Source organism: Methanosarcina sp., assembly GCF_049706645.1.
Lineage (GTDB): Archaea > Halobacteriota > Methanosarcinia > Methanosarcinales > Methanosarcinaceae > Methanosarcina.
Map to the genome: position 1 here is coordinate 65,791 of NZ_JBNAKP010000001.1, position 26,747 is coordinate 92,537.

Annotated in this window: 22 protein-coding genes and 1 pseudogene; 9 read left to right on the forward strand and 14 right to left on the reverse strand. The window is 40.4% G+C overall.

Features of this window, described 5'->3' with window-relative positions; translation table 11 throughout:
• Positions 1 to 423: 423 nt before the first annotated feature.
• Positions 424 to 636 (forward strand): hypothetical protein, encoded by a 213-nt coding sequence (locus ACPK8D_RS00295; RefSeq protein ID WP_424715843.1) that lies wholly within the window; start codon positions 424 to 426, stop codon positions 634 to 636.
• 268 nt (positions 637 to 904) lie between these two features.
• Here ACPK8D_RS00295 and ACPK8D_RS00300 read toward each other — a convergent pair whose 3' ends face one another.
• The 8 genes from ACPK8D_RS00300 to ACPK8D_RS00335 form a co-directional block, all read right to left on the reverse strand.
• Entirely contained in the window at positions 905 to 1,687 is a 783-nt protein-coding gene (locus tag ACPK8D_RS00300) for an endonuclease III domain-containing protein (RefSeq protein ID WP_424715844.1), read from the reverse strand.
• 284 nt (positions 1,688 to 1,971) lie between these two features.
• Positions 1,972 to 3,348: an ABC transporter permease gene (locus ACPK8D_RS00305; protein ID WP_424715845.1), complete on the reverse strand. Its 1,377-nt coding sequence runs from the start codon at positions 3,346 to 3,348 to the stop codon at positions 1,972 to 1,974.
• 34 nt (positions 3,349 to 3,382) lie between these two features.
• The gene (locus ACPK8D_RS00310) at positions 3,383 to 4,738 is read right to left on the reverse strand and encodes a COG1361 S-layer family protein (RefSeq protein WP_424715846.1); all 1,356 of its coding nucleotides are present in this window, start codon (positions 4,736 to 4,738) and stop codon (positions 3,383 to 3,385) included.
• Positions 4,739 to 5,055: 317 nt separating this feature from the next.
• Positions 5,056 to 5,796, reverse strand: coding sequence for an ABC transporter ATP-binding protein (locus ACPK8D_RS00315; protein ID WP_424715848.1), 741 nt, complete (start codon positions 5,794 to 5,796; stop codon positions 5,056 to 5,058).
• A 334-nt stretch (positions 5,797 to 6,130) separates the two neighbouring features.
• Positions 6,131 to 6,340 carry a hypothetical protein gene (locus ACPK8D_RS00320; protein ID WP_424715849.1) on the reverse strand — a complete coding sequence of 70 codons (210 nt, stop codon included), beginning with the start codon at positions 6,338 to 6,340 and terminating at the stop codon, positions 6,131 to 6,133.
• 1,824 nt (positions 6,341 to 8,164) lie between these two features.
• On the reverse strand, positions 8,165 to 8,371 hold the full coding sequence (locus tag ACPK8D_RS00325) for a helix-turn-helix transcriptional regulator (RefSeq protein ID WP_424715850.1): 207 nt from the start codon (positions 8,369 to 8,371) through the stop codon (positions 8,165 to 8,167).
• A gap of 19 nt (positions 8,372 to 8,390) precedes the next feature.
• Positions 8,391 to 8,777: a hypothetical protein gene (locus tag ACPK8D_RS00330; protein WP_424715851.1), complete on the reverse strand. Its 387-nt coding sequence runs from the start codon at positions 8,775 to 8,777 to the stop codon at positions 8,391 to 8,393.
• Positions 8,778 to 9,303: 526 nt separating this feature from the next.
• Positions 9,304 to 10,212: a pirin family protein gene (locus ACPK8D_RS00335; protein ID WP_424715852.1), complete on the reverse strand. Its 909-nt coding sequence runs from the start codon at positions 10,210 to 10,212 to the stop codon at positions 9,304 to 9,306.
• 349 nt (positions 10,213 to 10,561) lie between these two features.
• Here ACPK8D_RS00335 and ACPK8D_RS00340 point away from each other — a divergent pair, with 349 nt between their 5' ends.
• The 3 genes from ACPK8D_RS00340 to ACPK8D_RS00350 all read left to right on the forward strand — a co-directional run bounded on the left by ACPK8D_RS00340 (position 10,562) and on the right by ACPK8D_RS00350 (position 12,381).
• Positions 10,562 to 11,149 (forward strand): DUF2121 domain-containing protein, encoded by a 588-nt coding sequence (locus tag ACPK8D_RS00340; RefSeq protein WP_424715853.1) that lies wholly within the window; start codon positions 10,562 to 10,564, stop codon positions 11,147 to 11,149.
• Positions 11,150 to 11,635: 486 nt separating this feature from the next.
• Positions 11,636 to 12,127, forward strand: a complete 492-nt coding sequence (locus tag ACPK8D_RS00345) for an NADH-quinone oxidoreductase subunit B family protein (RefSeq protein ID WP_424715854.1) — start codon at positions 11,636 to 11,638, stop codon at positions 12,125 to 12,127.
• 62 nt (positions 12,128 to 12,189) lie between these two features.
• Complete coding sequence (locus ACPK8D_RS00350; RefSeq protein ID WP_424715855.1) at positions 12,190 to 12,381, forward strand: hypothetical protein; 192 nt, start codon at positions 12,190 to 12,192, stop codon at positions 12,379 to 12,381.
• A 151-nt stretch (positions 12,382 to 12,532) separates the two neighbouring features.
• Here ACPK8D_RS00350 and ACPK8D_RS00355 read toward each other — a convergent pair whose 3' ends face one another.
• Positions 12,533 to 12,700 (reverse strand): hypothetical protein, encoded by a 168-nt coding sequence (locus ACPK8D_RS00355; protein ID WP_424715856.1) that lies wholly within the window; start codon positions 12,698 to 12,700, stop codon positions 12,533 to 12,535.
• 991 nt (positions 12,701 to 13,691) lie between these two features.
• Here ACPK8D_RS00355 and ACPK8D_RS00360 point away from each other — a divergent pair.
• On the forward strand, positions 13,692 to 15,002 hold the full coding sequence (locus ACPK8D_RS00360; protein WP_424715857.1) for a PKD domain-containing protein: 1,311 nt from the start codon (positions 13,692 to 13,694) through the stop codon (positions 15,000 to 15,002).
• Positions 15,003 to 15,249: 247 nt separating this feature from the next.
• Positions 15,250 to 15,378 carry a hypothetical protein gene (locus ACPK8D_RS00365; RefSeq protein WP_424715858.1) on the forward strand — a complete coding sequence of 43 codons (129 nt, stop codon included), beginning with the start codon at positions 15,250 to 15,252 and terminating at the stop codon, positions 15,376 to 15,378.
• Positions 15,379 to 15,574: 196 nt separating this feature from the next.
• Here the strand turns inward: ACPK8D_RS00365 and ACPK8D_RS00370 are convergent.
• Together ACPK8D_RS00370 and ACPK8D_RS00375 are read right to left on the reverse strand one after the other, a co-directional pair.
• Positions 15,575 to 16,188 (reverse strand): annotated as a pseudogene (locus tag ACPK8D_RS00370) (amidohydrolase family protein); the annotation flags it as partial.
• Between the two features lie 108 nt (positions 16,189 to 16,296).
• Complete coding sequence (locus ACPK8D_RS00375) at positions 16,297 to 17,751, reverse strand: flippase (RefSeq protein ID WP_424715859.1); 1,455 nt, start codon at positions 17,749 to 17,751, stop codon at positions 16,297 to 16,299.
• A gap of 204 nt (positions 17,752 to 17,955) precedes the next feature.
• Between ACPK8D_RS00375 and ACPK8D_RS00380 the strand changes: the two genes are divergently transcribed.
• Positions 17,956 to 18,846 (forward strand): glycosyltransferase family 2 protein, encoded by an 891-nt coding sequence (locus ACPK8D_RS00380; protein WP_424715860.1) that lies wholly within the window; start codon positions 17,956 to 17,958, stop codon positions 18,844 to 18,846.
• Positions 18,847 to 19,076: 230 nt separating this feature from the next.
• Positions 19,077 to 22,778: a hydantoinase B/oxoprolinase family protein gene (locus tag ACPK8D_RS00385; protein WP_424715861.1), complete on the forward strand. Its 3,702-nt coding sequence runs from the start codon at positions 19,077 to 19,079 to the stop codon at positions 22,776 to 22,778.
• 270 nt (positions 22,779 to 23,048) lie between these two features.
• Here ACPK8D_RS00385 and ACPK8D_RS00390 read toward each other — a convergent pair whose 3' ends face one another.
• The 3 genes from ACPK8D_RS00390 to ACPK8D_RS00400 all read right to left on the reverse strand — a co-directional run bounded on the left by ACPK8D_RS00390 (position 23,049) and on the right by ACPK8D_RS00400 (position 25,048).
• Complete coding sequence (locus ACPK8D_RS00390; protein WP_424715862.1) at positions 23,049 to 23,555, reverse strand: Ig-like domain-containing protein; 507 nt, start codon at positions 23,553 to 23,555, stop codon at positions 23,049 to 23,051.
• A gap of 25 nt (positions 23,556 to 23,580) precedes the next feature.
• Positions 23,581 to 23,925, reverse strand: coding sequence for a hypothetical protein (locus ACPK8D_RS00395; protein ID WP_424715867.1), 345 nt, complete (start codon positions 23,923 to 23,925; stop codon positions 23,581 to 23,583).
• Positions 23,926 to 24,493: 568 nt separating this feature from the next.
• Positions 24,494 to 25,048, reverse strand: coding sequence for an Ig-like domain-containing protein (locus tag ACPK8D_RS00400; RefSeq protein ID WP_424715863.1), 555 nt, complete (start codon positions 25,046 to 25,048; stop codon positions 24,494 to 24,496).
• Between the two features lie 931 nt (positions 25,049 to 25,979).
• On the opposite strand from ACPK8D_RS00400, the gene ACPK8D_RS00405 reads away from it, so the two are divergent.
• Positions 25,980 to 26,546 (forward strand): flavin reductase family protein, encoded by a 567-nt coding sequence (locus tag ACPK8D_RS00405; protein WP_424715864.1) that lies wholly within the window; start codon positions 25,980 to 25,982, stop codon positions 26,544 to 26,546.
• Positions 26,547 to 26,747: the final 201 nt, after the last annotated feature.

The window sequence follows — 26,747 nt, forward strand, 5'->3', positions numbered from 1 at the left end:
TCTCATCCCATACATATAGCTCTGGTTTATATTACTTTTTATAGTATATCATCTTGATTTTTATCTTGATTTCTTACTTTATCCTATTTTTTGTCCTGATTTATTTTTGTCCTGATTTATTTTTACCCTGATTCTATTTTTACCCTGATTTTTATTATCGCTCAGATACTCAGTGCTGAAACAACCCAATTCTGAAATAATCCGATTTTGAAATTACTCAGTTCTGAAATTACTCAGTTCTGAAATCGCAACCTGTCAACATTAAATATATATTACCATACGGGCATCCGGAAATACCCTTCCTATATAGAATATTAGGAAAATCTATATATATCTAGGACACAAATATAATATGTCGAGGAGAAGAGCAATCGAAACTAAGATGACAGAAAATCAAATACAATTAAAAAGAGGTGATAAAGAATGGAAAAACTGAGGAATTTGATTCTCAAGAACGTAGCAATATTTAATGAGGCGTTCCCGAACAGATTCTGCCATAGCCCCGATGTCATCACCGCAATCTCATATGACTATAAGTTCACTTACGGACAGGTAGAAAACGAGATTGAGAAGATGGTCCATGAAGGGGTTCTTGATGCAGAACTCTCGGACTGGTATGAAATAAAGCTTTTATAAGAAGCTTGCTGCCTTTCGAGCAGAAAGAAATAGAAATCACAAACCGCCGCACGACGAAATAAAGGACTAACTGAGAAATAATGAATCGGACTGAGTATCTAAGGGTTTAACCGGATATTTAGCCACTTAGTTAAGTATTTGCACGCCGACCCAGGTGTTCAAATCGGATAAAGAAATATATACGGCGAAATACAGCGAAAATTTCCATACAGCGATAAATTCGCTTGAAGTTTCGCAGGTAGCTAAATTCTTTTTCCCCAAAACCTTTTTAATCCTGAATAATGTCCAGAAGCGGACATTTTGCATAGCTGCTTTTTTTCTTATAATATCTTTTGGCATGCTCCACAAGCAGGGCATGATACTCCTGGTACACAGCCAGGTCTTCAGGCAAATTTTCTTCAAACAGGGCTTTGATTTCATTATAATTTGCTTTCTCATCAATAAGGCCGAGGTTTGTTACTATTCTTTTAGTATAGGCATCAACAACAAAGGAAAGTTGTTTGAAGGCGTACAGCAGGATCGAATCTGCGGTTTCGGGGCCCACGCCTTTTAACGAAAGGAGTTCTTCCCGCGCAGGAACCCGGTTCCCAAGCTCCGAAAACCAGCCGGCAAGGGTTTTCAGGCGCATCGCTTTCTGGTTGTAATAACCTGCCGGCCTGATAGCTTCTTTCAGAATTTCCGGGTCAAGGGAAAGAATCGCTTCAGGGGAAAGGGAATTTATCTGCTTAAGGTTGAGGAGAGCTTTTTCAACCTGTATCCAGCTCGTATTCTGGGTGAGCAGGGCTCCGCAGATAATCTCAAACTGCTGGTTCCTGGTTTGCGGATAGGTGTAGTCGGCGGGATGGTATCCCAGGACAGAACCGGTCTTTGAGGGATTTGCCCCGCTTGTTTTATGAAGTTCGGTTAAAGGCCACCAGCCCTGGGGGCCGTACGAGGCAAAAAGACAGCCATAAAGCTTTCCGATAACAGGTTCGGGATCCTTTAATCCGGTCACTTTGTTTACTCTGGGGTCCGTTCTTCCGGCATCGGGGTTTTGAATTCGATTTTTCATTTCAGTACTTAGGGCAAAGAAATTATTTAAAGCCGTTCCATTCCGTTTTTTAACAGCGTAGTCAGTACAATTATTAAAGTACAATTATTAAGATATTATCCGGCCAGAAGCCCATGAAGATGCAGAGAAAAGGGTAAACAGTACCGGTAAAGTTACCAGGGTATTACCGGTACATTTTTTATATGCTATTTTCATATGCTATTTTTATATGCTATTTTCATATGCAATTTTTTTATTCTATTTAATTCACCTGTTTAACTCCTGAAAAAGCCCTTTTTAGCGTTTTATTCATACCTCAATGCGTCCACAGGTTTCAGTTCCGAGGCATTCTTTGCAGGCACGAGACCTGCAATCAAACCTACGATTATGGAAACAAAGGTTGCTATAAAGGTAGCTTTAAGGCTGAGGGCGAATTCGAAGGGAGCGTCCATTTTAATTGAGAGGAATAAAAGCACTGCCTGCACTGCTGCTGTGCCAAGGAGGATGCCTATGATTCCGCCTACAAGGCTGATCATTGCGGAATTGCAAAGAAAGATCAGCATTATATCCCTGTTTTTTGCCCCTATGGCTTTCATGATCCCGATCTCTTTAGTCTTTTCGAGCACAGATGTGAACATGGTGTTTGCAATCCCTGTAGAACCTACAAGGAGAGAAATTCCTGCAATAAACGCCAGGAAAGCGGTAAGGCCGTTAATCAGTTTTCTGGCGTTTTCTATCGCCTTTTTGTCGGAATTAATATAGAAGTCCTGGGTATCTTCGTTAACTCTTCTTGAGAGCCTCAGTTTACTCTCGATTTCCTGCAGAGCAGAATCGTAATCAGCTCCTTTGTAAAGTTTTACTTCTATCGCACTGTAGACATCCCTTTCTATCTCAGGAAGGTCCTCGTCGCTGGAAAGGGAATATACGTCCTGGTAAGGCATATATATGCTGCTCCCGAAAAGTCCGTTAAGACCTCCCAGAAGCCCGCTGTTCTTTGCCAGAATTCCGACTACCCTGTATGACCTGTCGTTCAACAAAATCATCTGGTTGAGCCTTATTTCCTTCTCAAAGGTCTCTTTTGCAAGCTCGTTTGAAAGGACTACGACATTCCTGTCCCCGGCTTTTAACATCCGGCCCTGTTCCAGATCTTTTCTGGCGATCTCAGGCCATACGCCAGGATCCACGCCTTTGATCCAGACAATGGTACTTTCACCCCCAAACTCCAGTTCTGCATCCTGTTCAACATTGACATTAATATATTCGATAGCCGGAATACTGCGCAGGGTAAATATATCCATCTTTGTGAGTTCGGCTTCTTCTATGGCTTCAAATTCTATAGAATAGGATGGATCAGTCTCAGCTTCCTCTTCGCTCTCTTCGGTTTCTCCAATCGTTTCCGAGCTTCCTCCCGAATCCTCTGAACTTCCTTCCAGCTCTTCCGACTCCTCTATTATGTACTCTTCGTCGGTCATCTGGAAGGGAATTGAGGCTACGATTGTGATGGTATCGCCCCCGAAGCCTTCCAGAGTTTCAGTTACCTCTTTCTCGAAATACTCGCCTGTAGTGACAATCGCCATTACCGAGGCAATGCCTATTATCACTCCTATTATGGTCAGCCAGCTCCTCAGCTTATTGGCTTTGACCATACTCAGGGCAATTTTTAAAATTTTTCCCGGTTTCATGGAACACAGACTCCATTTTCCGCGTTCTTTCGATTTACCTGTCCGGGTCCTCGGAATTCACTTCGTTAAGTTCCTTTTCCTGTGCACTCTTTACTTTTATTTTCTGTTGACGTTTTTTATAAACCACCGCGCACGCTACACAGGCAAGCATAGCGAATCCTGCTTTGTATTTCAGTGAGCCCGAACCGCTCTCTTCTGGCATGCCAGGCTCGGCTGATGGGGTAAAAGGTGAGGAATAAAGGGATAGTTCTTTTTGCTCGATCTGCCTGATCCCGTCGTTTGAGGTATAGCTAATTTCAAATTTTATAGGCAGGTCTTTCCCGATCTCTGCCGGCTTCAGGTTGAAATCGGCAATTGTATAATCCCCTTTTTGCAGGTTCCCGAGAATTACGGAATTACCTCCGTCCGTGATAGTCCAGTTTGCCTGTAAGGGCACAGAGACTTTGACTGAATTTGCGCCATTGTTTCCAATGTTCGAAATCGAAAAGGTATAAGCCCCTGTAGGGCTTTTTTCCATAAATGCGATATCGAATTCCGTGGTGCCTCCGATGTAGATTCCGGCCTTGCTTTTAATTTCTTTTCGTTTCTGGTTTTCTACAGTGCCCGCTTCCGTGATAGTCTTGAGTTCTTCAATATCATCATACGTGAGCACCATGTCCAGCTTATACAGGCCTGGTTTTGTATTGACGTTCGTCAGGACTTCGAAACTGACATTGGCAGTGTTTCCAAGGTCGATCAAGTTAATGTGCTTGACATTACTGGAACCCACAGGCAGGATCACATCATTAGCACATTCCCAGGAAAACATTGCGTTTTTCAGGGGGGAATTTCCCACATTTTTTATACCGAAAACAAGATTGGTTTTCTCCCCTGGCACCATTTTCTCAACACTTATATATTCGATTTCGGCGTTTGACTCGCTGTCAATATCTATATTTAGTTCCTTAGTGAGAGAGAGCTTGTTGTTCCCGTTTGTATAAAGGTACACCTTTAAAGGGTATTTTCCTGCATTGACGCTGTTTTCAATTCCAAGTTTGAATTTCACTACCCGTATGCGGTCGTCTTCAGAACGTTTTCCTAGAGTGCCTATGTTCTGTACAGGTTTCTCGCCGGCAAGAGTCCTGAAAGGATACTCGGGCCTGATTTCCAGCACACAGTTCTCCAGATCCTTGTATCCCGTATTCTGGATCGAAAGCCTGACTTCAAGAATATCCCCGGGTTTTACCGGATCAGGATTCTGGTTGAGCAGGTCGATAGTTAAGCCCTTATCAAGGCCCAAACTCTTATCGGAAGTGCTTTCATCCTCAAGAGTATCTTCAGCCAGGACTGGCTGAACGAATGAGGAGAGCAGTAAAAGCAAGCAAATAAAACCTGTAAGTTTAAGATCCATTTATATTCCTCAGTTTACTGATTTTATATATCTAAAGACGGTCCGAAAAGGTTTCATCGGGCGCATACGTTCCGAATAAAGCTTGAATATGATCTAAGTACTGAAACAATCTGAATTAATCTGAGTACTGAATTAATCTGAAATAATCTGAGTCAATTTGAACTGGTTTGAATTTAGTCTGAATTTAACTTGAATTCATCTGAATAATTCTGAAAATGTTCTGAATATGATCGAAAAATTTCAGAAATTTTTCCGAAAGCGCTGTGGAAGTTTTCTGAAAATTTCTAGAATTTCCTGAAGTGTTCATAGTTCTTCCCTCAGGTTTCGGTCTCCGGTACACAGTGATGGGTTTCAGGATCGAGTTTTTCTTCATTAACCCCATCCCTGACGATTTTTCCATCCTTTAGTTCTATATGCCTGCTTGCGTACCTTGCAAGGTGCAGGTCGTGCGTAACCATGACTATTGTTTTACCTTCTTCTTTCCACAGCCGGTGAAGCATTGCCAGCAGCTCTTTTCCCGTTACACTGTCCAGGGCACCTGTTGGCTCATCTGCGAGGATAATTTCGGGATTGCAGGCAAGGGCCCTTGCGATCGAGACTCTTTGCTGCTGCCCGCCTGAAAGCTGGGAGGGCTTGTGCTGGATTTTATCCGAAAGCCCTACGAGTGCAAGCAGTTTCTTTGCCCTTTTTTCTGCGATCCCATCTTCAATTTCCTGAATTTCAAGGGGCAAAAGTACATTTTCGAGGGCCGTCATGCCGGGAATCAGGTTGTACTGCTGGAAAACAAACCCTATCGTCCTGCCTCTCAGGGCAGCAAGCTCCGATTCCTCAAGCCAGGCTATATTGCGACCTTTCAGGAAAATCTCGCCCTTTGTAGGGATATCCAGGCAGCCTACAAGGTTCATCATTGTTGATTTCCCGCTTCCGGAGGGGCCGATTATTGCGGCGAATTCTCCTCTCCTGAATTTCACGCTCACAGCTTTCAGGGCATTAACCTGGACTTCCCCCATCTGATAAGTTTTCCAGACGTTCCGAAAGGCAATCAGTGTATTTTCCATATTTTTCTCCTGAATGACTTACTTATACAAATATAATTAATTGTTTAAAAGTTTATTTTCTCCGTGCTTGCGCTAAAACAAGAATTTGTAGTATTCCCTCAACTAATTACACTTTTAATCTGAGAGTGGAATTTTTCTATCCACTTCCTAGCAAATGATAACGAGTTTTTCAATTTCATGAATTCCTTTTGACAACACTTTTCAAATTTTCTTTTGGTTAATTCAGCTGACAGATACTTCTTTTTTTATTGATTTTCAGACAATTCTACAGAGTTTATATTTGGTGAATAAGGTGGTAAAAACACAATATTGATTTCCAACTCTTCTTCCATGGCTATCGTTTTAGAAGAACATGTGTTTTTGAGTTATCAAGGATAAGTACTATACTTTCTCTTTTAGTTTCTTTCACTATTTTTTCAAGAAACTCATAAATGCTTTCTGCCTTTGAACTGTCTTTAAAATCAATAAGATCGTTTCCGTTAATTGAGTAAAAAGCAAATGCATTTGCCTGTGAACTCACCCCACAAATATTTTTAATTTTCACATCAATAAAAATTTTAAAATAAATTCATGACGGAGATTTAATCGATCGCTTGGGATTTGAGAATCCTGAAACTCGATTTTGAGTTTTGGGATGAACTCTTAGTATAATTTCTTTATTTTAGTAATCATAAAGAAAAATTGGCACACTACTTCCACTTCGACAAGTAAACATAAAATTTATTTTTATTTTTGCCATTAATGTCCTCAAGACTTCTAAAATTATATTTTCATTAATTCTTAATGTTGACAATTGATTCCTAAATTTATATTTATTGTCAGCAAGAGTGATAAAACATAATGTTAGAAACCTGGCCCTCATGAAATTTATTTTTAGAATTATCGTCAAAAAATTCAATTAAAAATTTAAATGTGTTGAGAGGTACTTGCTGCCAAATTTAGTTAGAAGAGTATTTATATTCTCTAAATAATTTAGTGATTGGGTACTAAATACAGGAGGAATACAAACTGTATTCCTCCTGTTGTTTTATTTAATCAAATGTCTGATCGCTGAAACTGATGGTTGTATATCTCGTTGTGGTATCAATAAAAGGCCATAGACAATGAGCCCGAATTTCTAGGGCTACGCTTGATTGGGAACGCCAATTAGTTGGCCATGACTTTCCTGTCTGACTTTGCCATGACTGGATTGCCCATCCAGCAAGTTTATATGAGCCACTAGATGATGTTCCTAGGGAGTCTCCAGAGCTAGTTAATAATAACCTAACTCCTCCATTATCATAATTAAGCGGATCACTAGCACTTCCTACAACTACATCTTTAATATACTGATTAGCTGGATAAGACGGAGTCTGTGCGCACGCTACTCCTGTCGTTGATAATAATATTATGGTTATTAGGCTAACCATAATAACCTTTATTTTTATTTCTTTCGAATTCATTGTTTACTTCCTATACTCTTTTATTGGTTGCTGTTTCTTTATCGCAAAGAAGTACAGAAAACGATACTTAGTTTTCTAAATGAAACACATCAATTTGTATTCGGTTAGGGAATCTATTAACCTAAAATTGGCTATTCACACCTGCACAACACATCGATTTTTCAACTATTAATTTACATAAAAAACTACAAAAATAACACGTTACTTGTATTTCGTATTTTTACTAAATACAAACAGAAGCTGATCTAGTCTCACCTAAGTTTGATTTTCTGTAAATCCTAAGCGGCAAAGACAGTATGACACTCAAACATATATAAATATTTTGAATTTAATATCGTCTTTATAAATATATTCAGTATTTTTTGCATGGTACGTCTAAAAAAAATTGAATAAATAGCGATATTATTTTCATTCATTGTTCTTATAAAAGTCATTTGTTAAGCTGATCATTTTACACTATCTAGAAACTAGGACTTGTGAGCGACAAATCACTATTTAACAACATTTTATTATGAGCGTATTCCAGTCGTTTTGCCAGTAATATTCCTTATTCTTAATCCATCCAACTTTATTAGCAACTTCTTTGATAGAATCTGCCAAATACCTAAATTTGACAAACTAAAGTCTTTTCACCACTCTTGAATTGTTCTCACATTTGATTAAAAAGCTAATCTTGCCAAGGGTTACCTTTTGGTTAATAGAAATTTGTCTCTCCTAGCAATAAGAAAATACAAGCCTTAATATGTGCAATAAGTCATTGGGAACTATAATTTGCAAACAAACAGTTGAAAAATAAACTTTAACAAAAAATATGAATACAGGGAACCTAATAAAAAAGAAAATAAAATGGCTTAATAAAAAAATGAAAAGCCTTTTAATGAATTAAGAATTCATTAAGAAACCTAGTATAAAAGTTTCCAAATAATTTATTCTAGATCCGAGTCTTCAAAAACAAATAATTCATCGATTGTAGTGTCCAGGCACCTTGAGATCCGATAGGCAAGCTTGAGCGAGGGGTTGTATTTTCCTTTTTCAAGGAAGACTATGGTTTCTCTCCTGACTCCGACCATTTTTGCAAGGGCTTCCTGAGTAAGGTCATGCCTGGCCCGGAACTCCTTTATCCTTGTTTTCACGGTTTGTCCTCCGGAAGCCTTACTCGATGTCGCCTTTTCGCATGAAGTACCACCTGAAAACATTTGCAGAGATGATCATAAAGAAAAGAAGTATACCAAGCACGCCGTCTGCCGTCAGTTCGGCCAGTCCGAAGTACTGAATCCAGAAAAGAACCGTGATAGCAACAAGGGTCAGCAGCCAGGAATACGTAATCCCGTAAGCTGCCAGTTTTTTTGTCCTTTCGTCCCTGTCAGGAAGGTCTCCACGCCTGAAAAGCCTGAAAGCTGTAGCAATGAAAATAATCAGCCCCATATTGACAAGAACAATCGGGATTAAAACATCAATATTGGAAAAAATATCTGATAAGATTCCGGCAGCCATTATGGCTATACCGAGAATAAGCCTGTATACGTATTTTCTCTCCATGCTTCCATCTCACGGTTAATTTTCAAAAGTCTTTTTGCAAGGTTTTGTTGATTATTTACAACAAATTATTCGATATTTCCAACATTTAGTTAGATATAGATAACATATACGAATATTTAAGGCTTCTTATTGAAAGAAACTTCCAGTTAAAAGTGGATTTTAGATCAGAAATAACAACGTAGTTTTCTCTGGCAAAAGTTTCAGAGAGCAGCAAAATCTCAACATAAAATTCTGAACCTAAAGTTCTGAACCTAAAGTTCAGAATAACTCGCCAGAAGCAGCAATTTTCTTACAAGTGATTGCGCTCCGGAGGCGCAGGTGTAATTATAAAAAAACGAGAGCCTGAGACTGAGCTCAGGATATTTAGCCGATTGCAGGTCCTTTTAAGCCTGAAACTAGAACAGTGTTTTTCAGGCACAGGAACTGTAACTTTTTGAATTATGCCGATTTAATATTTTATAATATTTAAGGCCTTATAAGGCTTTATAATTGCAGAATTTCTGTTAAATCAATACTGGGCGGTTAATTAAGATTTAATAAATATATTCTTCCGATATTCCTCAAAAGCTGTCCTTAACTCTTCCTGAGTGTTCATAACGATCGGCCCATACCAGGCGACCGGCTCACCTATGGGTTTTCCGGAGATCAACAGGAATCTCACGCCTTTATCCCCGGCAGTCACCTCTATGGAATCCCCATCCCCATACAGAACCAGGTATTCGGGGCCTATTGCACAGTGCTCGGCAGGATCGAGGTATCTTCCGCCTTCAATCTCAAAAGCACATAGTTCTCTTCCTTCATCGAAATGCCCTTTTCCCTCGATTACGTATGCAAAGGCGGTATAACCCGGAGGCGTTATGTGAGAGAATTTCTCCTCCGGGGGCACTGTAACGTCCAGGTATTCGGGATCGGTAACAATTTCTTTTACAGGTCCCTCAACCCCATTCACATCCCCACAAATAATCCTCACTTTCAGGCCTTTTTCCATTAGAAGTTCGGGTATTTTGCTGCTTTTGATTTCCTGGTAGCGAGGCTTCATCATCTTGTGCAAAGCCGGAAGGTTCGCCCAGAGCTGAAAGCCCCACAGGTGCCCTTTTTCATCCCCCTCAGACATTTCCTGATGGACAATTCCGCTTCCTGCAGTCATCCACTGCACGTCTCCGGCTTCGATCACACCTTTATTTCCCAGGCTGTCTTCATGCCTGATCCCTCCCTCAATAATATACGTTATAGTTTCAATCCCCCTGTGGGGGTGCCGCGGAAACCCGCTCTCATATTCCATCCGGTTCACGGAATGAAACTCATCAAAAAGCAGAAAAGGATCAAGCTCAGGCACCTGATGAAACCCGAAAGCACGCTTAATGTGTACGCCTGCTCCTTCGATAGTCGGCATACTCTTTATTACCTTTCTAATTCTTCTTGGATTGGACAGCATAATTACCCCCTGAACAATTCCTTTATTTCCTATCAATATACTATCAATATAAAAACTTCAGAGCCGCTTGAACGAGCAAAAATCAATACTGATTATCATAAATTAGTCCGCTTGATAATTTCCTCTATCCTACTATTACGGTCGTTCTATTTTGGTTTTTTGGAAAACGCTCTCTAAAACCGTATTGAGTTGACCTTCATAGGATTCATACTGAATATAATTGATAGGTTTTTATGGCATGGAAACTCAATCCTGATCTATATTCTGATTTCCTTAAGGTAAATGAAATATATATAAAAACATGAGATAGGAAATAATCAAGAAACATAAAAACACAGGAACCTGAAAAATGACCCTTGTAATCGCTTTTATCGGGAAAAACGGTGCAGTAATGACTGGAGACCTGCGGGAAATAACATTTGAAGGAGATAAGCCGGACAGGGAGAAGCTCGAAAAAGAGCTTTACAGCGGGACAATTGTCACGGACGACGAGCTCACAAAAAAAGCCAGGGAATTCGGGGTCAGCATAACGGTTACGGACTGCAAAAGCAAAATCTCGGAGAGAAACGGCGTTTTGATAGGGGAAGTATCCTCAATCGAAGGCGGCGTCACCAAAAAAAGGAGACTCTATGCTTCAGCCGGAAACTATGCAATTGCCGAGCTCATTGATACCGAGATAACCTTAACGTCACATGCAAAGGGAAGCAACCTGATAGTTCTCGGAAATGAATTTACTAAGCAGGTAGCCAATAAATGCTTCAAGGACAACTGGACGAAAAAAAGCACTTTTCAGGATGCCGTAAAAATTCTCATGCTCTGTATGGAAACCGCAGCCAGGAAAACCGCATCTGTTAGCCAGCAGTTCTATTTAATCCAGACAACATCGAATGTTGATGTTTTGAAGATTGTAGAAGAGGATATAATACAGAAAGTCTAAAATTTACGCTGACAGAACCGAGAGTGATATTGAGGTACTGCTAAGGATGAGGAAATGACTAAAATATATCCCTCTGCTCTTACTCCCTGAAGAAAGCAGGGAAGGAAATTTTCTAGATATTGCTATTGCCAGAGGCTTAATATCAGTATAAAAACATTTAGGCTACTTTTCTGTGTTCATTTCAGAAGCTCCTGAACAGTAACTGCTTTCTTTTCTGAGAGTGCTAAACATGATAGTGTCTCATACTCCTGATTTAAGAAGACCCACAGTAATAGTTCACTCTTAGCCCATCTCTTAGAGTGCACACATCCCAGGCCGTTTATCTTTTTTGTCCTCTCTTACTCATAAAAAGCAATCTGGAGATTTGCCTATTTTTATAATCAATTTTATAATCAACTTTATATAAAATTAGTTCATTATAATAGAGTAATAATATAATAATAAATATAATAATAAAATATAATAATAACGTAAAAGAGACTGTTTATGTCATTGGCAAAATCTCCATGGATTATACACGTAAATTGCAATAGCTGCAATGGCTGTGATATTGAAGTAGTAGCCTGTCTTACTCCTTTATATGATGCTGAAAGATTTGGGGTTTTAAACATCGGTACACCCAAGCAAGCAGATATAATGGTGGTTACAGGCGCGGTAAATTACAAAAATGTGAATGTACTTAAAAACATTTATAATCAGATTCCTGATCCGAAAGTTGTTTTAGCAGTCGGTGCCTGTGCATCTACAGGTGGGATCTTCCATGGTTGCTATAATGTAATAGGCGGAGTGGATCAGGTTATACCCGTAGATGTGTATGTTCCCGGATGCTGTCCAAGGCCTGAAGCCATACTTGACGGCGTAGTGGCATGCCTTCCAATACTTGAAGAAAAGAAGAAAAGGAATATCAAAGGAAAAGAGGTAAAACTCAAAGGAAACGAGGTGCCAGCACTCGATAATTCGGCAGGCGCCCAAGGCTGAAGCAAACTTGAGTGAGCCTGAATATTCCACTTTTACACAGGTGGGGAAGCCAAAACCATTTGATGAAGCAGATAGACAGTAAATGCTTCAAGGACAACTGTATAAAGAAAAGAACTATTCAGGATGCCGTAAAAATTCTCATGCTTAGTATGGGAACCGCAGCCAGGAAAACTGCATATGTGAGTAAGCAGTTTTATTTGATCCAGACAATGTCGAGTGTTGATGTTTTGAAAGCTGTGGAAGAGGACGGATAAAGCTGAAAAAGTATAGAGAAAAGACAATCAGTCTTCTAAAGTTTTTTCGTTTTTTACTGTTTTTTAATTAATACCATTCTCTATGAAATTTAAGTTTAAATGCCTAATTTATGGATCTTAAAAAAGTAAAAGCAAATAAAATATATTCGATTTAATATTTGACCGGATTAGAACCATACCTTGAACCAGTTTTTTTTTCTTCTACTTTTATTTTATGCCAATCAGAACGCTGTTCCTTCTTATGCATGATCTTTTTTACAGCATAAGCAAGCCCTGTTGTTGCAATGATTAAACCCACTATTTTCATGCTTTTATACACAATAATTCACCCCAATTTATTATTGCACCTTATCATTTATTAATATGAGCAAACAGTCAATAAAAAAATCAGTTTAATGTTAAAGTGATGTTTAGTAAGTTTTAAAGGACACTAGGAAAAGGAAAGAACCATTCAGGATGCCGTAAAAATTCTCATGCTCTGTGGAAACTGCAGCCAGGAAAACTGCGTCTGTGAGCAAGCAATTTTATTTGATTCAGACGGCTTCGAATGTTGATGTTTTGAAGGTTGTGGAAGAGGATATAAAAGAATGGAAAAGGTTGTGACTTCCGGTGTTTTTTATCTTTATTGTCATTATTAATGCGTTTATATATGATTTTATAAATCCGTCTTTAATGCTAAAAAACTAATTAATTTTAAAAATCTATTAAACCAGTTTTAAGTAGCCAGGCTATATGACCAAGAATTGTGATGGTATTTTGGTTCCAGAATCCCAGAAGAGAATAAATTTTTAGATAGGTTTAAAATATTCCAAAAGATTCTAATTCTTATAGTTCTGTATTAAATATACGCTAATCATGTATAAAAATTAAAATAAGTAATATATTTCCTGTTTTTTACTAACATATTCCATTGTGTGAAATTTTGAGTATCTTAAAGCCTTTTATGAGATATAAAATAATATTATTCTGTTTTATAAAGGTTTAGATACAAATGAAAAAATTTAAAGACTAATGGCAACATCTGCTTTTAAATTTTATTTATTAGTGAGCTCGTCCCAAAACCAGGTTTTTTCTAAATCAATGAAAGTTCCAGAATTATTTTCCATGAGGAAACCCTATTGATAGTTCAAAATTCGAGACTTAGAGATCCAATTTTAAGTTTTGGGATGAGCTCAGTGTATAAATAAACATCAGCCCATAGTCAAAATGCTGCCTTAAAACAGGTTTGATTCTAATACTGAGACAAAAATGCAGTGCTGAGACTATGAAAAATAAGAATATTTGTACTTGTTGAATTGAGGGGTAATACAATGAAAATTAATCCAAGAGTAATTTATTTGTCAATAATTTTTACTGTTCTTGTTGTTATGGCGTCAAATATTGCAGTAGCTGATACCTTAGGAGCTGGAAAGCTAACAAAGGTAGCATCCAATGTTGCATCTAACTCAAATCCCGTTTGGTCTCCAGATGGTAAAGAAATCCTTTTCGCAAAGGGTGCAGGGAATTATGGGGCAAATTTATACAAAGTACTTTCTAATGGTTCAGGAGAAAAGAAATTAGCATCCGATACATACGGCGGCTATACATGGTCTCCAGATGGAAGCAAGATCTCATACTATCAATTTACAGATGAAATTGGATCATATAACTTATCGCTAATGAACGCAGATGGAACTGATAACACTCAATTATTAGGTCCAGGAAATAATCTGTTTTTCTATATATACAGCTGGTTTCCTTCAGGTTCAAAAATAGCCTATATTAATGGCGTTGATAATCTCGGTTGGCTTTATGAAATTAATTCTGATGGCTCAAACAACAATGAAATTGGTAATGGTGGTAATTGTAATGGCGCAATTGCTGTGTCACCTGATGAGTCAACGATGGTATATACGAACTGGGAATGGGATCCAGAGTTTCGAGAGGAAATATACATCCAGAGTTTGAATCAAAATGGTGACTCTTATAAACTAACTGATGGGAGCATATTCCAGCAAACCCAGTCTTGGCAACCAGAAGTATGGTCTCCGGATGGTAAAAAAATAGTATACTGTTCCGATGAAAATGGAAACTCAGACATTTGTACCATAAAGACTGATGGAACCGGAAAAACTCAACTCACATCAGATTCGGCAAACGATTATTCTCCTATTTTTTCACCAAATGGCAAAAAAATTGTGTATGTATCCGATAAATGTGGAAATGAAGATATATGGGTTATGGATTCAGATGGGAAAAACAAAGTGCAGTTAACAACAGATTCAGCAAAGGATTCATACCCGGAGTGGAGCCCTGACGGCAAAAAAATTGCTTTTTACTCTGAGAGGGAAGGAGATCGTGGTATCTATACTCTTACTCTAGAAAACGGAAAGCTACCTGTTGCTGCATTCTCAGCCTCTCCAGGATCGGGAAAAGCTCCACTAAAAGTTCAGTTTACTGACAAGAGCCAGAACAGCCCTACTTGTTGGAAATGGAATTTCGGAGACGGGACGTGTTCAACAGCCAAAAACCCTGTACATAAGTACTGCAAAGCAGGAAAATACACTGTCAGTTTGACAGTAAAAAATGCTAAGGGCAGTAGCACCAAGGCAGTGTCCAATTATGTTACAGCGAAAAAGTAAATGAGAGTTTAAATTAAAAAGTAAAAAGGTCAAGCATAAAGAGGAGTGGGGATTTATATTTATAGGACCTACGCACTTGCCGAGCTCAGGGGCTCTGAGTTAACCTTAACTTCTCATGCAAAGGGAAGCAATCTGGTAGTTCTCGGAAACGACTTTAGCAAGCAGGCAGGTAGCCAATAAATGCTTCAAGGACAACTGGACGAAAAAAAGCACTTTTCAGGATGCCGTAAAAATTCTCATGCTCTGTATGGAAACTGCAGCCAGGAAAACTGCGTTTGTGAGCAAGCAGTTTTTTAATCAAACTGCTTCGAATGTAGATGTTTTGAAAATTGTAGAAAAAGACAAAAATAGCTTAAAAGGCAAAACAAATATTTGAAATGATAGAATAAGTTGCTGAAAAAGGCCGAAAGATTTTCTGCCAGCACTTTTTCGGCTTATTAACCTGCAAAAAGCTCGAAAAATCCGAACGTTGTCACATCAAATAGGCCTTTATCCCAGTTTAAGTTCAGGAATTACCAGAAGTGACATAAATGCAAGAGTCATAAAAGGTGACTTCAGAGAAGCCCGAACCTTTTAGCTTCTTCATAAGTAAAACACTCGTGGTCTGTGGAAATTCCTGCCCCAATGTATTTTTGAAGGTCGGTTCCCATTAAGCCGGGGGCGTGCCCATCAACAACTTTTCCATACTTTTTAGCTGCCTCAAATTTTGCCATTACCTTAGGGAATTCCAGAATCACGCCAGGAAAATTCATCTTTCGGAAATGCAGTGCAGATTCTTTCTTGCCAGCAGACGGTCAACAGCCTCTGCGTCTAAAACTGCCCCTGCTGATTAGAAAGGTGTAGCCTGCACGCAACGACGGTACCCCAAAAAAGACCTTCAGAGGAGCTTTTTTGAGTACTCAAGCATGTAATCAATGCCTTCTTCCCTTATAATATTTGCAATCTCATGAGGGTCGCTTACCACTGAAACCGTACTTTTTACAACAGCCATTCGGGCAAAAACAGACAGTATGGTCATTGAACTTTCTATATGAACATGGGCTTCCGCCAGCCCTGGCAGAATATACTGCTCAATATCGTGCTCTTTCTCTTCAATAGGAATAATTTTCCCATTGTCAACGGTAATCTCGCCTTTAAACTGCCTCCGTGTAAAGCCATCAACAATAATTCCCAGATATTTTTTCATGGCGATTTATTGCAATCATAGATGTCTAATATTTCCGAAAGTGAACGCTGAACCTTTTAGTTATGGCAGCAGGAGATTTAGAGTACTTTGCCAGAGTACTTTGTCAGGTTATAATGGTTTAGAAAATTCTCTATCAGATTCGATTGCTGGGAATAAGTTTCGAAATAATTTTTTGTCATCCGAGTCTATCCAGCCAGTTATGTAAAGAATCCCAGCGAAAACTGGAACCGACAAAATGCTGAGGAATAGAATGTCTGCATGTGATCTGACAAAGATAATTAGCAGTGATATCACGCCTGCGGCTATTAAAGGTGAATATGTCAACCTGAGCAGACTTTTGTGTAAAAGGTTCTTCTGAATCCAGAATAAGCCAAATAACATTGATCCGAATGCTGAAAATACGGTAGCTATTGCAGCACCTGTATAGCCAATCGAAGGAATAAGGATCAGGTTTAAAACTACGTTTAGTATTGCTGCCAGTATAGCTGTTTTTGAGATTATTTGCTGGTTTCCGCTCGACACACATGTGGAACTGATAAGGACATTAATAAACATAATAGCAGTTGCCCAGATAAGGATCTGCAGGGCAATTGCTGAATTCTGATACTCAGATCCGTAAACAATGTTAATTATTCTATCTGAAGCAAAAGTTACCACAATAGCAATCAGCAGCCCTGCGGCAAAAAGATATTTAAAAGTCCTAGCATATGCGAAACTGAATGCATCAAAAGAATCTTTAAAGTACTTTGACATTACAGGAAAAGTGGAAGTAGTAATCACTGAGGGAAGGAAAATCAGGGCATCTGTAAGGCGATAGGCAGCAGAATAAAAGCCGACTTCGGCATCCCCCCGTAGAAAAGAGAGCATAAGGATATCAGTCCTGAAATATATGATAGTAAAGACTGAGGCAACTGCTATTGGGATTGATTCTTTTAACAGTTGTTTTATTAAGGGGAGATCAATATCAAAAGATACATCAACTAATTTTCTTGAGAATAAAACCATCAGTAGATTATGTACAAGGGTTGCTGAAACCGAAGCAAAAATAAAAACATTGAGCTCCCAGTTATTTGCAATCGCCAGAAAAACAAATACAAGAAAGTAGACCTTATTGGCCAGGTTGAACAATAAAGAATACTCCATTCTTAGTTTTGCTTCATAAATAATTCCGTAGGCTCCAGTCCCGCTTACAAGCAGCCCGAGGGATGCTATGTATAATGCACTTCTTGTTGAAGCGGGAAAATTAATTACATTGATTAAAATAAAAGCTAAAAGTAAGGCAGCTAACGATAGAAAGAATTTCATTATTGTTCCGTTGCCTATCAGTCTTCCTGCTTTTTCCGGTTCTTTTGCAGCTTCTCTAACAAGTATTTGATGAACTCCCAGATCAGGAATGAAATTTAGAAAATAAACAAAAGCAAAAGCAAAGGAATATGTTCCGTACTCCTCCGGGCCCAAATAACGGGCAACGTACAGTAAAGCAAAGAAACTGAGGATATTTGTTGCTATGCCGTTCAGAAACAAAAATCCGCTATTTCTTATAAGGGATTTAATAGTCTGCATAAAAATATCTATAAAGAGACTGTGGTATAGGAATATAAGTTTTTTGCTGAGCTTATTCTAAAACAAGTTTTGAAACATATTCGGGATAATAAGAAGCCCTTGAATAATAAGTAAACAAAATAAACTTGTATAACAGCGTTAACTATTTATCTTTATAAATTTTTTATATAATGGCGAAGATTTCCTGGGGAGGATGAATTATTTGTGTATATTTTAATAATGCCTGTAAAAGATGAAGAGAAAATTCTTCGTGATGTAATCGAATCCGTAATCAACCAGACAGTAAAACCTCTCTTCTGGTTAATTGTTGACGATGGAAGTACTGACAACTCTATAGAGATCATCCAAAACTTTGGATCTAAGTACAACTGGATAAAAAGCATACATTTGCCACCCCACGAGAGGGACATAATTTTTCATGTCTCCTACGTCTACAAAAATGGATTTGACTTTATAATAAAATATTGTAAAGAGAATAAAATTAATTATAGTTTCATTGCTTCGATCGACGCGGATACCATACTGGAGCCTGAATATTTCGAAAAGATACTGCACGAGTTTGAAATTAATGGAAAGCTGGGTATTGCAAGTGGGGGATTGTATCACGAAATCGACGGAGAATTAAAGCTATCTACAAAAATGGAAAATTTCCCATCAGGCACAGGGAGAGTCTGGTCAAAAAAATGTTTTTTTGATACAGGTGGTTTCTCATTAGAACCTTCTGCAGATTCAATCTCAAACGTAAAAGCTACCCTTCGAGGCTGGGACATTAAAAGATTTAACGAAGTACGAATGATAGAAAAAAGATTAACGAGCAGTGCAGAAGGGTTATGGATTGGCTATAAATGTAATGGACACATGGCATATTATTTAAATAAAAACCCAATTCTAGTTTTACTAAATGTGTTCCAATATACCTTAAGGAAACCACACTACACTGGAATATCCTTTTTGCTAGGGTATATAACTGCCTGCGTAAAAAGAGAAGAAAGAATAAAAGATAGAAAAATTCGGGAATATTTCTGGAGTTACAGGTTAATTGAGTATAAAAAGCTAGTAATCAGAAGAATAAAGTCTTTAGTTTCCACGATCTAAAGAATGTGTTTACCTAGAATTATGTATGTAGCTTTCAGAAAATTTCAATTCATTCTTTCCTCCTTTTCCTTCATACCTTAATTTCAAACTCTTTTTCACTCGATTTTTCCTATCTTGATGTAATTTCTCTAGGCCATTTTGAAACTAAGTTTGCAGTTACTCTGAAAATCGAGCTAAGAATCTCAGCCCTCTGATTAATAATTAATATCACCTCTACAATTATTCCCTTCATGTCCCCCAAAGCCGGATGGCAGTTCTGGATAGACCGCGGAGGCACGTTTACTGATATCGTTGCCCGCAGCCCTGATGGAAAACTGATCACGCATAAGCTTCTTTCCGAAGATCCGTGCCATTATAAAGATGCAGCCATGCACGGGATCAGGCAGATTCTCGGGCTGCCCGGAAGTGCGCCCCTGCCTGCCGAACTTATAGAATCCGTGAAAATGGGAACGACGGTCGGCACGAATGCTCTGCTTGAACGGAAAGGGGAACGGACTGTACTAGTTATAAACCGGGGGTTCGGGGATGCTTTAAGGATCGGGTACCAGAACCGCCCGGATATTTTTGCTCAGAAGATTGAGCTTCCGGACCAGCTTTATGAAAGGGTTATCGAGGTGTCCGGCAGGGTCGGAGCTGATGGAAAAGAGCTTGCAGCCCTGGACCTCAAAAATGCAAAAAAAGGGCTTGAAGCGGCTTTCGAAGCCGGGATTCGTTCGGCTGCAATCGTGCTTATGCATGCGTACAGGTATCCCGAGCATGAACTCAAACTCGGCAGGCTTGCCAGGGAAATCGGGTTTACGCAGGTGTCCCTCTCCCATCAGGCAAGCCCGCTAATTAAACTCATAAGCAGGGGGGAAACGACTGTAGTGGATGCATATCTCTCTCCTGTGCTCCGCAGATATGTTGATATGGTGCAGAAATCCCTGGAAGACGGGAGGGGAGGAAATGAGGGCGGAAATGGGACTGAAAAAGCTAACTGGGGCGGGAGAGAGACGGTATCCGAAAAAAGCCCCAGGCTCATGTTCATGCAGTCCAGCGGGGGGCTAACGGATGCAGAAACTTTTCAGGGCAAGGATTGCATCCTGTCCGGGCCTGCCGGGGGAATCGTTGGGGCGGTTGCAACTTCGGAAATGGCAGGGGCAAGAAAAATCATTACTTTCGATATGGGAGGCACATCTACGGATGTAGCCCAGTACAGCGGGGAATACGAGCGCAGTCTTGAAACCGAGATCGCAGGTGTGCGCCTGCGTTCTCCCATGATGCGTATCCATACGGTTGCAGCAGGCGGAGGCTCCATACTTCACTACGAGGGAGGCAGGTTCAGGGTAGGCCCGGATTCGGCAGGTTCGGATCCCGGGCCTGCCTGTTATAGGAAAGGTGGGCCGCTTACGGTTACCGACTGCAATGTCATGCTTGGAAAATTGCAACCTGCGTTTTTCCCCAGAATCTTTGGGCCCAGGGCCGATCAGCAGCTTGACTCGGAGCTTGTGCACAGGAAATTCACAGAACTTGCAGAAAAGGTTTCAAACGAAGGCAAAACTGAAGGCAGTATTCGGATCCCTGAGCAGGTAGCCGAGGGTTTCTTTTCGGTCGCGGTTGAAAATATGGCCAATGCCATAAAGAAAATCTCGGTCCAGAGGGGATACAACATAAAGGAATACACACTCTGCTGCTTCGGAGGAGCTGCCGCCCAGCACGCCTGCAGGGTTGCAGACAGCCTCGGGATTAAAAGCATTTTCATTCATCCGTATGCAGGAGTACTCTCGGCATACGGCATGGGACTTGCAGACCAGAGGCTGATAAAAGAGTACTATATAGGCCGAGAACTCTCAGATATATTAATAGAGGATCTGAAAACGGTATTTTTCGGGCTTGAGAGCGAAAGCCGCCTGCTCATGCGCGAACAGGGAGTGCAGGAAGATAAAATTACCGAGCTCTATAAAGTGCATATGCGTTATGCCGGCTCGGATACGCAGCTGTTTATCGACTTTGCGGAGAATGACGTACTCAGGAAGGGCTTTGAGGAAGCCCACAGGAAGCGCTTCGGGTTTGTAATGGAAGACAAAGCTATGATTATCGAAGCAGTTTCCGTGGAGACTATCGGAGTTAATGAAAGAGTTCTGGATCCTGTGCTGAAAACTGAAGGGTATCCTGTTTTCTCTCCTGTCGCAGCTGTCCGGATGTACAGTAATGGGGAGTTTCATGAGACCCCGGTTTTCCAGAGGGATGAACTCAAGCCCGGAACCTGCATAAACGGGCCTGCAGTGCTTATCGAGAAAAACACGACCATTATTCTCGAGCCAGGCTGGGAAGGATCAATTACTGAACGCAACCATCTTTTCCTTAAACGGAAGATTCCGCTCGCGGTCCGTGCGGCTATAGGGACTGATGTTGATCCTGTAATGATCGAGATTTTCAATAACAGGTTCATGTCAGTTGCCGAGCAGATGGGATTCACCCTCCAGAATACGGCCCACTCGGTGAATATAAAAGAGAGGCTGGATTTCTCCTGTGCCGTTTTCGACGGGCAGGGGAACTTGATAGCAAATGCCCCTCATATCCCTGTGCACCTGGGCTCAATGGGAGAATGCGTGAAATCCCTTATCCGGACGCAGTTAAAGGAGATGTGTCCAGGAGATGTGTATTTGATCAACTCCCCGTACCACGGAGGAACCCATCTGCCTGATATCACGGTTGTTACCCCGATGTTTGGAAGTTCAGGGGAAATCCTGTTCTACCTGGCTTCCAGAGGCCATCATGCCGATGTCGGGGGGATCAGTCCCGGTTCCGTGCCTCCGGGCAGCAGGACCATTGCGGAAGAAGGAGTGCTGAGCGAGGGCCTGAAAATCGTCAAACAGGGCAGTTTCTGTGAAGAAGAGTTAAAGACATGGCTGGGCTCGGGAAATTATCCTGCAAGAAACCCTGGCCAGAATATTGCTGATATCCGCGCACAGGTCGCAGCAAATGAAAAGGGGCTTTCCGAACTACGCAGAATGGTCGAAGAATTTTCCCTTGAAACCGTTGAAGCTTATATGGGCCATGTGCAGGATAATGCCGAGGAAGCGGTCAGAAGAGTTATTGACAGGCTTGCAAATGGGGAATTCACCTATGTACTCGATGATGGGAACGCAATCAGGGTGAAAGTTATAATTGACCGCAAAAACAGGGGTGCCAGAATCGATTTTACAGGCACTTCTCCCCAGCTCCCGAATAATTTCAATGCTCCCGCCTCGGTTTGCATCGCTGCTGTGCTCTATGCTTTCAGGACGCTTGTAAAAAGCGACATTCCCCTGAATGCAGGCTGCTTAAGGCCGCTTGAGATTATTATCCCGGAGGGCTCCCTGCTCAGGCCCGAGCCGCCTGCTGCGGTTGTTGCAGGCAATGTTGAAACCTCGCAATATATTGTTGATGCCCTTTTCGGAGCCCTTGGCACGCTTGCGGCTTCCCAGGGTACAATGAACAATTTCACCTTCGGAAATGCCGATTTCCAGTATTATGAAACTATTTGCGGAGGTGCAGGCGCAGGCCCAGGATTTACAGGAACGGATGCCGTTCACACGCACATGACCAACTCGAGGATTACCGACCCTGAAATCCTTGAGACAAGGTTTCCGGTTTTGCTTGAGGAATTTTCCATCCGGGACGGAAGCGGCGGAGACGGCAAATTCAGAGGTGGAAACGGGGTTGTCCGCAAGCTCAGGTTCCTGAAAGATATGAACACTGCCATTCTTTCAAGCCACAGGAAGTTCCCACCTTTCGGGCTCAAAGGCGGAATGCCTGGAAAGTGCGGAAGAAACGCACTTATCCGCAGGAACGGCAGCGTTATCAAAGTTGGAGGCCAGGCCGAAATTGAGCTGAAGTCCGGCGACCTTTTTGTGATTGAAACTCCAGGCGGCGGGGGATACGGCGAGAAGGAGAAACAGGGAGACTGATAATACAATAAATAAAATAAAAGAATAAATAAAAGAAAATGAAAGGAAATAAAAATAAATAAGTGAAGTAAAAAGTAAAATTTAGAAGTATAACGAATCAACAGGAAACAGAATAAAATCGGGGTCAACTAAATATGACTAATAAGCAGGATTCAGCTAAATAATACTAATAAATAATACTAATAAAAAAGAAAAAATAGACCAAAGTGGGAAGAGGTTAGATATAAACTTTTTTCGGAAGGCAGGGCATTTTTATTTTATATCTCGATTTCATTTTATAATCCTGTAAGTATATTCAAAATCTCCTCCGGGCTTTCCATCTCCATCCCCATCCAGAGGAATACCGCGCTCGTCCATTATGAATCCGGACCCGATTTCGCTTCCGAGTAAGGTAACTGTTATTTCAGCGCCTGATTCATCCGTGGGATATTCGTTATAAGGACGGAACATCAGCATTCTGGACCCTGTGTCAAGTAATCCATCCACAGGCTCTTTCGATGCAGAACTTCTGACTATTACGGTTTCTTTCGTAATGGTTGCGTTGTTCATAGGCATATCGAATTCGATCCAGATAGGGGAATCGTGCCTGAAAGCAAAGGTCTGCCTGTCAGGATAGATGGATTTCACCCTCGGAGGAGCCTGTCCACGCTTGAAAGGACTGGAAAAGGATTTTAAAGCTTCTGGAAGGAACCTGTCATAGCATATTTGTTTTTTAGCGGCATATATAATGGCAGCTCCTGCAAACGCGCCCAGCAGGAGTTTACACCATTTATTCATTTTGTACAGGTTATACCCTCCAAGCTCATTCCACTTCGATACTGTACCCGCTCTTTTTAGCAGCCTGTTTCTTAAGAGCATATATGATTGTAGCGCCAGCAAGCACACCAATAGCTATTTTACCGATCATCATCAAAGACCCCTTACCTGCTTCAACCTCAACTGATTCACTCGGTATGATATCTTCTTCAGGTTCAATTTCGACTTCTATTTCTTTTTCAGGCTTCTCTGACTTGAGTTTACTAAGAAGATACGCTCCAAGAGCCAGCTTAGCATATTTACGCAATATTCCCTTACTCCCTGGAGCTCCACCTGACTTCATTTTCTTCACTACATACGCACTCAGCACTAGCTTACCGTATTTGCCCATGTTTAGCAATCTTGCACCCCCTCGATTTTCCCTCGCCGGACAGCCCCTTTATTTTACAATTTCGTCCGGAAAGGGGAGTAATGAATTTAATACTCCTGCATCTACCCTATATCGCGCATAATATATAACGGCAACTATATAAGATATTAAATAATTTAAGACTGATTTAAGGCTATTTGTATATTTAAATTGATTTTTAAACAGGCAGGAAATGCAGGTATACACGGAAAATTAAAGTAAGAATCCGGTTGAAAATTAGCATGGAGTTTCGAGGGGAAAACTGTGAGGCAAGTAAGAAGCATTATCTCTTTGATTTGAAAATTACAGTCCTTTTCTGCATGATAGCAGATTGAAACCAGGTGCAAAAAGTAGATATCTTTTTTCGAAATCCAGTGGAAAAAGTTCGGAATAAAAAAGAAGAACTAAAGAAGAATTAAAAGAAAAACTAAAGAGAAGAAATAAAAAAGAAGAAATAAAAAGAATAATTAAAAAAGAACTAAAGAATAATTAAAAAGAACTAAAAAGAATTAGAAAGAAGAATTAAAAGGGTTTTTCAGAGGAAGTTTTGTCACTTCATAATACTGAACCTGTATTCGAAATCTCCCCCGGCTTTTCCATCCTGATCTCCATCAAGAGGAATACCTTTCGTATCGGTAATAGCTCCCGATCCAGTATCGGTTCCTATTAAAGTAATAGAAACTTTGGCTCCGCCATTTTCTACAGGATACATCCCGTATGGCCGGAACATCAGAATCCTGCTGCCCGCATCAAGGAAGCCGTCCACAGGTTCATCGGATACCGAACTTTTGACTATAACCGTATTTTTCGTGACAGTAGAACTGTCCATAGGCGCATCAAATTCAATCCAGATCGGGGATTTCGGGTTATGAGAACAAGTCTGCCTATCCGGGTAAACAGCCTTTACTACAGCAGGAACCGGGCCGCGTTTAAACGCTTTCCTGGAAACGGATTTGAATTTTTTGTGCATTTGTTTCTCATGAATAAGTTTATCGTAAGTGAACCTTATTGTAATTCCAGCTACCAAACCCGCAGTTATTCCGGCAACCGTTCCCGTCATCAGACCACCAAGTATATGCTTCTTTGTCAGTTTTATGCCCCCCACAAAATATTACGGACCCGACCTTAATTTTACAGGCATTAAAAGCATTAGTTGTGACTGTATGTCCTGGCTGAAGGATCGATACTCACCGGAATAATAAATGCTTGCTAATCCTGAGCAGGAAAAGAAATTAAAAATTAGTTTTAATTTGACAGCCCGTTCTCTCAGTACGTTTCCTTTAAATGTATGTCCTTTGTACGTTTCTTTTAATGTAGGTCCTTTATTGTATTACGAGGCATTTATGTGGTTTAAGGGTCCTCTTAGAAGCGGATATGATTTTTTTGTGTACTTCTTTCTCATGGATATATCTATCGTAAGTATACATCACGACAAGTCCAGCAATCAAGCCCGCAACAACTCCGGCGACTGTTCCTGTTAACAGACCACCCAGTACATGTACTTTCTTTATTCTCATATCTTTTATATCTTTTTTTATATCTTTTATATCTTTTATTTCTATACCCCCTTATTCTGTTAATCCCTTTACTCTGTTAACTTATTCAACCTTAATCTTAAGTCTTTTTTGAGAGTCCTCTGTAACTGTACACAGTATTACAGCAGTGAAGGTACTTCAAATGACAATTACAGCAACTTTAAATTTGTATTTACCCGGTTCTTATCTCCCCCGTTTTACTCCTGGCTGAAGAAGAGATGCTCATAAGATAATGAATGTTCACCAATCCTGAGCAGGAAAAGATATTACCAGTTAGTTTTGAATTTGAATAGCGCGTTTTTCATATACGTACCTCTGTTTTATTCTCAATAATATATATAATAACCGCTAAATAAACAGTTTAAATAAACTCTCTGTCACTTTTGCCTGCTATCAATAGTAAAAGATATCGGAAAAATGACTTGGAAGAGTAGTAGATAGGATACCTGTGAGACCAGCTCGAAAAAACCTTTTTGTATTATCGAAAAGAAAACTAAAAGCATGAAGCAATCAATAGGAGCAAAACCACTTGCATTTCCGACGCCAACCTGGGTTGTAGGCACCTATGACATGAACGGAAAGCCCAATGTCATGACTGTAGCCTGGGGAGGAATCTGCTGTTCGAACCCTCCGTGTATCAGCATATCCTTAAGAAAAGCAACTTACAGCTATGCCGGTATTATAGAAAATAAGGCATTTACCGTAAGTATCCCTTCAGAAGACTATGTAAAAGAGGCCGATTACCTCGGCATCGCAAGCGGCAGGGATGAAAATAAGTTTGAGGCAGCCTGCCTTACCCCGGTAAGGAGCGAGCTTGTGCCTGCCCCCTATGTAGGAGAGTTTCCGGTTGTCCTTGAGTGCAAACTTCTGCACACGCTTGAAGTAGGGCTTCACACCCTCTTTGTAGGAGAAATCGTGGATATCAAAGCCGATGAATCCGTACTTGACGAAAATAAAAATCCCGACATTGAGAAAATCAGGCCAATTATATACGGCGCAGGAGATCGAAGTTACTACAGCATCGGATGCAATCTTGGAAAAGCTTTTTCGATAGGGAAAGAATGCTGAATGAAAAAGCAATCAAAAGTTAGGCGATTGTATCTCAGGGTTGATGCATTAACAGGGTGACAGCTCCCACGAATAAATTCGTAGGCATCTATGGTATTTCAACCAATGCTATACTGCCCTAGAGCAACTATTTATCCGTGTCTCGCCTGTACCGTTCCAAGTTTTACCTGTAGAACTTCTCTACAGAACCCTATACTCAGA